The sequence below is a fragment of the Paracoccus marinaquae genome, assembly GCF_018860165.1.
In the GTDB taxonomy this organism is placed as follows: Bacteria; Pseudomonadota; Alphaproteobacteria; order Rhodobacterales; family Rhodobacteraceae; genus Paracoccus; species Paracoccus marinaquae.
Genome location: NZ_JAHKNG010000070.1, coordinates 1 through 8,892, shown reverse-complemented (window position 1 = coordinate 8,892; position 8,892 = coordinate 1). Strand labels below are relative to the sequence as shown.

Annotated in this window: 9 protein-coding genes and 2 pseudogenes; 7 read left to right on the top strand and 4 right to left on the bottom strand. The window is 66.0% G+C overall.

Annotated elements, in window-relative coordinates:
* On the top strand, window positions 1-206 hold a 206-nt coding region (locus KNW02_RS19505), incomplete at its 5' end, for a hypothetical protein (RefSeq protein ID WP_216034861.1).
* A gap of 29 nt (window positions 207-235) precedes the next feature.
* On the opposite strand, the gene KNW02_RS19500 is transcribed toward KNW02_RS19505, so the two are convergent.
* Window positions 236-1,309 (bottom strand): glycosyltransferase family protein, encoded by a 1,074-nt coding sequence (locus KNW02_RS19500; protein WP_216034860.1) that lies wholly within the window; start codon window positions 1,307-1,309, stop codon window positions 236-238.
* A gap of 208 nt (window positions 1,310-1,517) precedes the next feature.
* On the bottom strand, window positions 1,518-2,924 hold the full coding sequence (locus tag KNW02_RS19495; protein WP_216034859.1) for a class II 3-deoxy-7-phosphoheptulonate synthase: 1,407 nt from the start codon (window positions 2,922-2,924) through the stop codon (window positions 1,518-1,520).
* A gap of 176 nt (window positions 2,925-3,100) precedes the next feature.
* Between KNW02_RS19495 and KNW02_RS19490 the strand changes: the two genes are divergently transcribed.
* Both KNW02_RS19490 and KNW02_RS19485 read left to right on the top strand, forming a co-directional pair.
* Window positions 3,101-4,093, top strand: a complete 993-nt coding sequence (locus KNW02_RS19490) for a GlxA family transcriptional regulator (RefSeq protein WP_216034858.1) — start codon at window positions 3,101-3,103, stop codon at window positions 4,091-4,093.
* 145 nt (window positions 4,094-4,238) lie between these two features.
* Window positions 4,239-5,396 carry a Hint domain-containing protein gene (locus KNW02_RS19485; protein ID WP_252734140.1) on the top strand — a complete coding sequence of 386 codons (1,158 nt, stop codon included), beginning with the start codon at window positions 4,239-4,241 and terminating at the stop codon, window positions 5,394-5,396.
* A 5-nt stretch (window positions 5,397-5,401) separates the two neighbouring features.
* Here KNW02_RS19485 and KNW02_RS19480 read toward each other — a convergent pair whose 3' ends face one another.
* On the bottom strand, window positions 5,402-5,854 hold the full coding sequence (locus KNW02_RS19480; RefSeq protein ID WP_216034857.1) for a hypothetical protein: 453 nt from the start codon (window positions 5,852-5,854) through the stop codon (window positions 5,402-5,404).
* Window positions 5,855-6,011: 157 nt separating this feature from the next.
* Here KNW02_RS19480 and KNW02_RS19475 point away from each other — a divergent pair, with 157 nt between their 5' ends.
* Window positions 6,012-6,347 carry a DUF6665 family protein gene (locus KNW02_RS19475; RefSeq protein WP_216034856.1) on the top strand — a complete coding sequence of 112 codons (336 nt, stop codon included), beginning with the start codon at window positions 6,012-6,014 and terminating at the stop codon, window positions 6,345-6,347.
* A 7-nt stretch (window positions 6,348-6,354) separates the two neighbouring features.
* Here the strand turns inward: KNW02_RS19475 and KNW02_RS19470 are convergent, their stop codons facing one another.
* On the bottom strand, window positions 6,355-6,981 hold the full coding sequence (locus KNW02_RS19470) for a lytic transglycosylase domain-containing protein (protein WP_216034855.1): 627 nt from the start codon (window positions 6,979-6,981) through the stop codon (window positions 6,355-6,357).
* 232 nt (window positions 6,982-7,213) lie between these two features.
* Here KNW02_RS19470 and ssb point away from each other — a divergent pair, with 232 nt between their 5' ends.
* The 3 genes and pseudogenes from ssb to KNW02_RS19455 form a co-directional block, all read left to right on the top strand.
* Window positions 7,214-7,699 (top strand): single-stranded DNA-binding protein, encoded by a 486-nt coding sequence (gene ssb, locus KNW02_RS19465; protein WP_216034854.1) that lies wholly within the window; start codon window positions 7,214-7,216, stop codon window positions 7,697-7,699.
* Window positions 7,700-8,000: 301 nt separating this feature from the next.
* Window positions 8,001-8,482: pseudogene (locus tag KNW02_RS19460) on the top strand (transposase); the annotation flags it as partial.
* Window positions 8,478-8,892: pseudogene (locus KNW02_RS19455) on the top strand (L-serine ammonia-lyase, iron-sulfur-dependent, subunit alpha); the annotation flags it as partial. The pseudogenes KNW02_RS19460 and KNW02_RS19455, both read left to right, overlap by 5 nt.

Sequence of the window (8,892 nt, the reverse complement as noted above, 5' to 3'; positions counted from 1 at the left end):
CCTCTCCCGGATTTGAAGCCATACCGCCTCTGGCGGCTTCAAATCCGGGAGAGGAGATCATCGACAAAAACGCTGAAGCGGACCGGCTGAAAGCCGGTGGTTTGTATCCGATACATGGAAAATCAAGCTGGACCACTCAGGTGGGGCTGATCAGGGTACTCATCGCTCATATCAGGCGATTGACCAGGGCAATCACAACTGACTGAAATCTCTCACCCCATTTTGAATCGGACTCTCAGCCGGTCGCGGTCCCGGTCTCGGGGGGCTGGCCATCCTCACGCTCTTCCCAGTCGATCCGGCCGGTATCATACCAGGTTCGGATCCGGTCCTGCAGGATCTCGGTCCTGCGGGCATGGGTCAAGCGCTGCGCCGCATGGGCCGCCGCCGCCTGCCCCATGCGATCCGCCAGCGCAGGATCGTTCAGCAATGTCTGCATCGCCTCGCGCACCGCCCCCATGTCCGCAACCGGTACGGTGAGGGCATGTTCGCCGGGAATGAAATAGTCCAGCGCGGTATCGACATGCGAGATGATCTGCGGGCGGGCGCAATGCATGGCGGTGACCATGGTGATATGACCCGCACCGCGTTCCGCATCCTGCACCAGGATCACGTTCGCCACCGCCTGACGGATGCAGTCGATGCAATCGGAATAGGGAATTTCCACGAGGCTGTGAACATTGGACGGCAGCGCGAAATCCGGTGCGGTATGCGAGACGATGACGCCATCGGCCGGAAGCCCCTCGAGCGCCCGGCAAAAGGTTCTCTGATCGCGGTTGTTGCGGCCGATCAGGCAGAAATAGGGACGTTCGGGCGGGACAAAGGCGCCCTTGCCCTCGGGCAGGTCATAGGCCCAGTGGACGAAGGCAAAGCGCTCGCGCGGGATGGCGTGGACCCGCGAGAAGATGCCGGCCTCGGGCTTCGAGGCGACCACCGCCATGTCGATCCGGCCGAAGAACAGCCCGTTGATCGCCCGGTTGAGCCAATTCGCGCGCGTCCGCAGCGTGCGATTGCTGGAAATGTTCAAGCCCAGAACCGCATGTTTCGCCCGCGAACCGCTCAGCCGCAGAACGGCAGAGACGCTTGCGGCAAGAAAATACTCGGTGGTGATGACCAGATCGGCACGGCGCAGCAGCGGCGCGAGGCGCAGCACGCGCGCCAGCCGTCCGGCCGGGTGCGACCATGGCAGCCCGATGTCGCGGCATTCATAGCCGCGCTCCTCGAGAAATCTCAGTGGCTCGGGAAAATCGCGGCTTGTCGTGGCCCGGTCCGCAAGCGACAGGCAGACAACAAGCTTCTTTGGTCGGGTCAACGCACTCCCCCCGGCACCGGAACCGAAAACACCCCTACGACGAGGGACCGGGCCGATCATACCGGCCGCGCCGGAATTGTCACGGCCCGGCGCGTCCGAAAATCCGAAAGAATGACAGGACTTTTGCCCAACCTCCCGATCGCTGCGCCCTGCCGCGGCCGGGATGGCGCGCGTCGGCCGCGCGCCCCTCGGTTTCGGCCCGGTCGCCTCAGCCGGCGCGCGCTTCCCGTGTCGGATTCTGCCCTTCGCGCCGGGCACGCAGTTCCTCGGCCACCAGGAAGGCCAGTTCCAGCGACTGGCTGGCATTCAGGCGCGGATCGCAGGCGGTGTGATAGCGGTCCGACAAATCCTCGTCGGTCACCGCGCGCACGCCGCCCGTGCATTCGGTCACGTCCTTGCCGGTCATCTCGAAATGCACCCCGCCGGGGATCGTGCCCTCGGCCTTGTGAATGGCAAAGAACTCGCGCACCTCGCGCAGAATCGAATCGAAGGGCCGGGTCTTGTAGCCGGTCGAGGACTTGATGACATTGCCGTGCATCGGGTCGCAGGACCAGACGACATTCGCGCCCTCGTCCCGCACGGCCCCGATCAGGCGCGGCAGGTGATCCCCGACCTTGCCGGCGCCGAAGCGCGCGATCAGGGTCAGCCGGCCCGCCTCGTTCGCCGGGTTCAGCCTGGCCATCAGCACCTTCAGATCCTCGGCCGTGGTCGTGGGGCCGCATTTCAGGCCGATGGGGTTCTGCACCCCGCGCGCGAATTCGACATGGGCGCCATCGGGCTGACGGGTGCGGTCGCCAATCCAGATCATGTGCCCCGAGCCGGCCACCGGCAGCCCGCTGGTGCTGTCGATCCGGCACAGCGCCTCTTCATATTCCAGCAGCAAGGCCTCGTGGCTGGTGTAGAAATCGACCTTGGACAGCTGATGCGCGGTATCGCTGTTCACGCCCGCCGCCTGCATGAAGGCCATCGCGTCGCCGATCCGGTCGGCGATGTCGCGGTATTTCGCGGCTTCCGGCCCGCCGACGAAATCGGCGATCCAGCTTTGGACGCGATGCATGTCGGCATAGCCGCCGGTCGAGAAGGCCCGCAACAGGTTCAGCGAGGCCGCCGCCTGCGTATAGGCCGCCAGCATCCGCTGCGGATCGGGAATGCGCGCCTCGGGCGTGAAGTTGAAGCCGTTGATGATGTCGCCGCGATAGCTGGGCAGTTCGACCCCGTTCACGGTCTCGGTCGGGGCGCTGCGCGGCTTGGCAAATTGCCCGGCCATGCGGCCGACCTTGACCACCGGCAGCTGCGCCCCCCAGGTCAGCACCACCGCCATCTGCAAGAGCAGCTTGAAGGTGTCACGGATATTGTCGGCGCTGAACTCCGAGAAGCTCTCGGCGCAATCGCCGCCCTGCAACAGGAAGCGGCGGCCCGCCGCGACCTCGGCCAGTTCCTCGCGGAGGCGCCGCGCCTCGCCTGCGAAAACCAGCGGCGGATAGCGGCGCAATTGGGTTTCTGCCGCGGTCAGCGCCTCGGGGTCGGTATAATCCGGCATCTGGACGCGCGGATAGCTGCGCCAGCCGGCCTTGTCCCAGGTCGGGGCGGCGGTCTTGCGGTCATCCTGCGTCATGGCACGGGCTCCTTGAAATGCTGTCCGGTCGATATAGTCTGTTCCGGCCCGCAGGGAAAGGGCCAGACCATCCGCAGCGCGAGCCTCCGACCAATGTCGCAGATTGCTTTCTATCCTTGCAGGGAACAGGTTTTCCTGCAGTCTGGTGCCTGACATATCCGCGTTAAGACAGCCCGATGCCATCCGAAAAGCCGCGCCGATTCACCTTCCTCCTGCTCAATCGTTTCACGATGATGCCCTTTGCCGCGGCCATCGAACCGCTGCGGCTGGCCAACCGCGCGGCCGGGAAGACCCTGTTCGAATGGCGGCTGATCGGCCCGCAAGGTGATATGGCCGCCTGCTCGAACGGGACGCGCATGCTGCTCGATGGCGGGCTGGAAAACGATCAGGCGCCGGGACGCGACGAGGTGGTGATCGTCTGCGGCGGCACCGAGATCGCGCGCGAAGCCACCAAGCCAGTGCTGAACTGGCTGCGCCGGCAGGCCCGCAGCGGCGCAGTGATGGGCGCGGTCTGCACCGGTGCCTGGGTTCTGGCCGAGGCCGGGCTTCTGGACGGGCGCAAGGCCACGATCCACTGGGAAAATCATGACGGCTTCGCCGAAGCCTTCCCCGAGATCGATCTCTACCGCTCGGTCTTCGTCCATGACGGCAACCGGCTGACGGCGGCGGGGGGAACTTCGTCGATCGACCTGATGCTGCATCTGATCGCCGAAGCCCAGGGCGATGCCTTGGCCGCCGAGGTGGCCGACCAGATGCTGCATACGGCGATCCGCACCGGCCAGGACCGCCAGCGTCTGTCGATCCCCACCCGGATCGGCGTCCGCCACCCGCGGCTGGCCGCCGTCATCGCCCGCATGGAGGCCAATCTGGAGGAGCCGATCAGCCCCGCCCAGCTGGCCGCCGATGCCGGCATGTCCACGCGCCAGCTGGAGCGGCTGTTCCGCCGCTATCTGAACCGCAGCCCCAAGCGCTATTACATGGAAACGCGGCTGTCGCGCGCCCGCAACCTGCTGATGCAAACCGAGATGTCGATCATCGAGGTGGCCTTGGCCTCGGGCTTTTCCAGCCCGTCGCATTTCTCGAAATGCTATCGCGCCCAATATGGCAGCACCCCCTATCGCGAACGCGGCACCGGCCAGCCCGTCGAAGGCGGAAACAGCCCCTCCTGATCGCGGTCCCCGGCGATCTTAACCCTTCGTTAACCCCGATCCGGTATCCGTGCCGTCAGGAACCGGTCGCGGCCCGTTCCGCAGGAAAACCGCAAGGCCGAGCCGGAACACCGGCGGCCGGGACAGGCGCGAGGCGGCGGGGGCAATGGATTACGCGGTCACGATGCTGACGGTCAGCCAGGTGATCCCGACGGCCAGTTCGGGCAATGCAGCCCATGCGCCGTGGTCCAACAGCCGGCAGCCGATCACCTTCCATGATCCGGTTCTCAGCACCATCTCGATCAGCGATGACGATCCGGCCTTCGAATCGAGCCTCTACACGCCGGGCGAAACACAGCAGCGGCTGAGCGAGGACACGACCTTCGGTCATGGCGCCGCAGCCGAGACCCTGCCAGCGGGCACACAGCTGGGCAATTTCCTCGCGTCACTGATCCTCGACGATCAGGGCAATTCCTTCATCATGCTGTTTCCCCGGCGTTTCGACGCCGCTCTGCCAGATCCCGGACTGGGCGGGCGCCATTCGGTGCTGATCTTCCCGCAAGCGCGGATCGATCCGGTGACCGGCGAAAGCAGCTTTCCGGTCTTCGATCCGGCGGGCAGCTATCGCTTCGACTCGGTCCGGGGCATCGCCAACAATGGCCGCGATGCCCAGGCCTATCCGCCGCAGGACCAGGTTCCCTGCTTTACCGCCGGCACGATCATCGAGACGATGTTCGGTCCGCGCGGCGTCGAGACACTGTCGCCCGGTGATCTGATCCGCACGCGCGACAACGGCTTTCGCTGGCTGGACTGGATCGGCTCGACCCATCTCGACGCCGCCCGGCTGGACCTGAAACCGAACCTGCGCCCGGTCCGGATCCGGGCCGGGGCACTGGGGCCGAACGTGCCCGCGCGCGACCTGACCGTGTCACCGCAGCACCGCGTCCTGCTTCGGTCTGCCGCCGCGCGGAACCTCTTTGGCGACACCGAGATACTCGCCGCGGCCAAGCATCTGGTCGGGCTTCCCGGGATCGAGGTCGTCCGCCCCGAGGCCGGGGTGACCTATTGGCACCTGCTGTTCGACGGCCACGAGGTCGTGCAGTCGAACGGCGCCTGGAGCGAGAGCCTGTTCACCGGCCCGCAGGCCATGGAGGCGGTCGGTCCGTCGGCGCGGCGCGAGATCCTGGCGCGGTTTCCCCAACTGGCCGATCCGGATTTCCGGCCCGCCGGCGCCCGCCGCCTGCTGACCGGGCGCGAAAGCCGCAGGCTGGCACAGCGCCATGCCCGCAACGGTCGTTTTCTGGTCGAAGAGCCGGCCGGCTGACGGGGTTATATTCCGGGGGCGTCAGCGGGCCTGCAGCCGCGAAGCTCGGAAATCCCCTGCGTCACCTCCTGCGCGGCGCGGCCTATCGCGTGATCGACCAGCAGTTCGGGGCTGGCTGCCAGCCGTTCGAACTGTCCCGCGGCAGTGGCAAGGCGGGTATCGAGCCGATCGAGCCTGTCGGTAAGGCGCTGCGCAGCCTCTGATCCGAACGCCTCGCCGCCCTCCAGCGCCACCCGAAGATCCGCGCGCAGATCGGCAAGTTCCGCCGTCATGTCGCCGACCTCCTCCCGGACAGGTTGCAGCGAGACGAGGTTCCGGGCGATCTCGTTCGAGATCGAACTGACCCGGTTCGCCAGTTGCAGCCCGACGAACAGGCAAAGCAGGACGAGGATCAGGGTCGCATTGACCAGGGCCAGCAGAAGGTTTCCGATCGTCGACCCGACGGTTCTCTGCCGCATGCCCTGCCCCCATGTCCAAGCGCCGCGATCCTAGGGGAACCAGCGGCAACCGGCAACCGGCCCCGGCCGACGACGCGGGCCACCAACACGGGCCACCTGTCTGGACAGCACCTCCGCGGCCCGGCATCATCGCCCCACCGGTCCGGAAGGAACCAGGATGAGCAGATTCCTTGCCCATATCGAATGGGCGACAGCGATGGCGCAGACCGGCGACGATATCCTTGCGCAGGAGTTGCAGGCCGAGCGCGCCTCGGCGCTTGGCGCCGCCGGCCGCAGGCTCGAACGCGCGCTGGCCGCCCTTGACGCGGCCGCCGATGACAGCCGGGCAACGCATCTCGACCAGGCCGGCAGGATCGCCTGGGAGTTCATGGTGATGCGGGAAATGGCCGGGCTGCGTGACTGGGATGCGGTGGTCAGGCTCTATGCCATCCCCGCATCCGTGCTGCGCCGGATGGGCGCATCGGCAACCCTGAAACGTCCGGGGGCGGGCTGATCGGCCCTCAGCTTCCGGCGATGATGCGGACGTAGTTGCGCGTCTCGCGATAGGGCGGGATCCCGTTATATTTCTGGACCGCCCCCGGCCCGGCATTATAGGCCGCCAGCGCCAGACGCCAGTTGCCGAACTGATTGTACATCATCCGTAGGTAACGGGCCCCGCCCTGCAGGTTTTCCACCGGATCATGCGGGTTGACCCCCAGCTTGGCGGCCGTTCCCGGCATCAGTTGCGCCAGCCCGGTCGCCCCCTTGTGCGAACGCGCCCGCGGGTTCCAGCCCGATTCCTGCTGCACGAGGCGCAGGAACAGATCCTCGGGCACGCCATAGCGCCGCGCCGCCGCCCGGGCATGCGGAATGAAGTCGCTGCGCTTGCCGCGATAGGCCGGGACCCGGCTGTCGGAAAGCTGGATATCGACGATGCTGCGGTCACGTCCGCCGGGCTGCAGGCGCACCGATTGCTGATATTGCGCGGCCAGCCGCGAATCCATCAGCCGGGTCTGCCGCGCGAATTGCTCGGCCCGCGATTTCGACGAACTGCCGGACAGGCGCAGCCCTTCGGCCGTGGCGGGCACGGCCATGACACCGATCACCGCTGCACAGAGCGCCAGTTTAACCGCCGGAAGGATCTGCATCGCGTTTCCCTCATTCACCTTGAATCGTCGCGTTTTTCTACCGCGTTGTGCCGAAACTATACTACAATTCGGTCTCATCGCCAGCCGGGCGGTTCAAGCCACCCCGCAGCGCCCGGAAGTCGGCGGATTTCCGCCAGTTCCGCAGTCCCGGCAACCGGCCGGTGAACCGCTTGCAGGAGGCGCTCGTGCTGGGATAGACCAGCGCAAAGACATCGAAGCAGGGAATCCCGTCATGGCAGGCAGCGTCAACAAGGTCATTCTGATCGGCAATCTGGGCCGAGACCCGGAAATCCGCACCTTCCAGAACGGCGGCAAGGTCGCCAATCTGCGCATCGCCACCTCCGAGCAATGGAAGGACCGCAATACCGGCGAGCGGCGCGAAAGGACCGAATGGCACTCGGTCGCGGTCATGTCCGAAGGGCTGGTCAATGTCGTCGAACGCTATCTGAAGAAGGGCAGCAAGGTCTATGTCGAGGGCCAGCTCGAGACCCGCAAATGGCAGGACCAGTCGGGCCAGGACCGCTATACGACCGAGGTCGTGCTGCGCGGCTTCAACGGCAGCCTGCAGATGCTGGACGGCCGCGGCGAAGGCGGCGGCGGGCGCGACCAGGGCGGCACCAGTGGCGGCGGATACGACGACTATCGCGGCGGCAGTTCTTCGGGCGGCAGTACATCGGGCAGCAGCCGCAGCGAATACGACGACGAGATACCGTTCTAGGAGGCCCGTGCGCGGATATTTCGGAACTGGTGGTTGCGGCCGTGATTCCCTGTGTTGGGCAGGGATCGGGAGGCTGGGATGTCGCGCCGTCGGATTGGTCAGGAGAGCTTCGGTTTTGCCCGCGATCAGGGCCGCAATCGTTCCTCGCTGGATGATCTGTCGGGCCTGATCGACTGGTCTGCGGTCGAGCTCCAGCTTGTGGATATTTCCAGTGCCACGAAGGGTGAACCGGCCTGGCGGCGCTGTTGCGCAAATCTGGTTTGGGATTCATCCGGTGCATCCAGCGTGATAGCTGGGTCACATGAGCAGACCGATACCCCCGACCTGCGAGACCAGGAACTGGCGGTCCTATACCGAAGCGCTGAAGCGCCGGGGTTCGCTGACGATCTGGTTCGACCCCGAGATGATGTGGGAGGCCAAGCCGACCGGCAAGCGCGGCCGACAGCCTGCATACAGCGGCGCCGCGATCCAATCCTGCCTGACGATCAAGGCGCTGTTCGGCATGGCGCTCAGGCAGATCGAGCCATGAAAACGCCACTGATGAAGTGGATGGCGCCCGCTTCCGGCATCGCGATGTGCCACATTGGGATCGATGAGAAAACACTGGAAATCCGGGCGGTCGAATTCACCAGCAGCGACATCGGCGATGCGCCGATGCTACCGGAACTGCTGGACCAGGTCCCGCCAGATCAGGAGATCGGCAGCGTCACCGCAGACGGTGCCTGCGACACTCGCAAGTGCCACGATGCCATCGCTGACCGAGGCACAGCTGCGCGATGGCCTTGCCCGTATCTGGCAGGTCATGCGCGACTGCATGGAACGCGGGCTGGCGACCGGTGGCAACCTGCCCGGCGGGCTGAACATCCGCCGCCGCGCCCATGCCATCCACGAAAAACTGATGGCCGAACGCGGCATGAACCTGACCGCGCCGCATGTCATCAACGACTGGATGTCGGTCTATGCCATGGCGGTGAACGAGGAAAACGCCGCCGGCGGCCAGGTCGTCACCGCACCGACCAATGGCGCCGCCGGCGTTGTGCCCGCCGTGATCCGATACTGGCTGGATCATGTGCCGGGCGCGAGCGAGCGCGATCTGCCCGATTTCCTGCTGACCGCGGCGGCGATCGGCGGGCTGATCAAGCACAATGCCTCGATCTCGGGGGCCGAATGCGGCTGCCAGGCCGAGGTCGGCA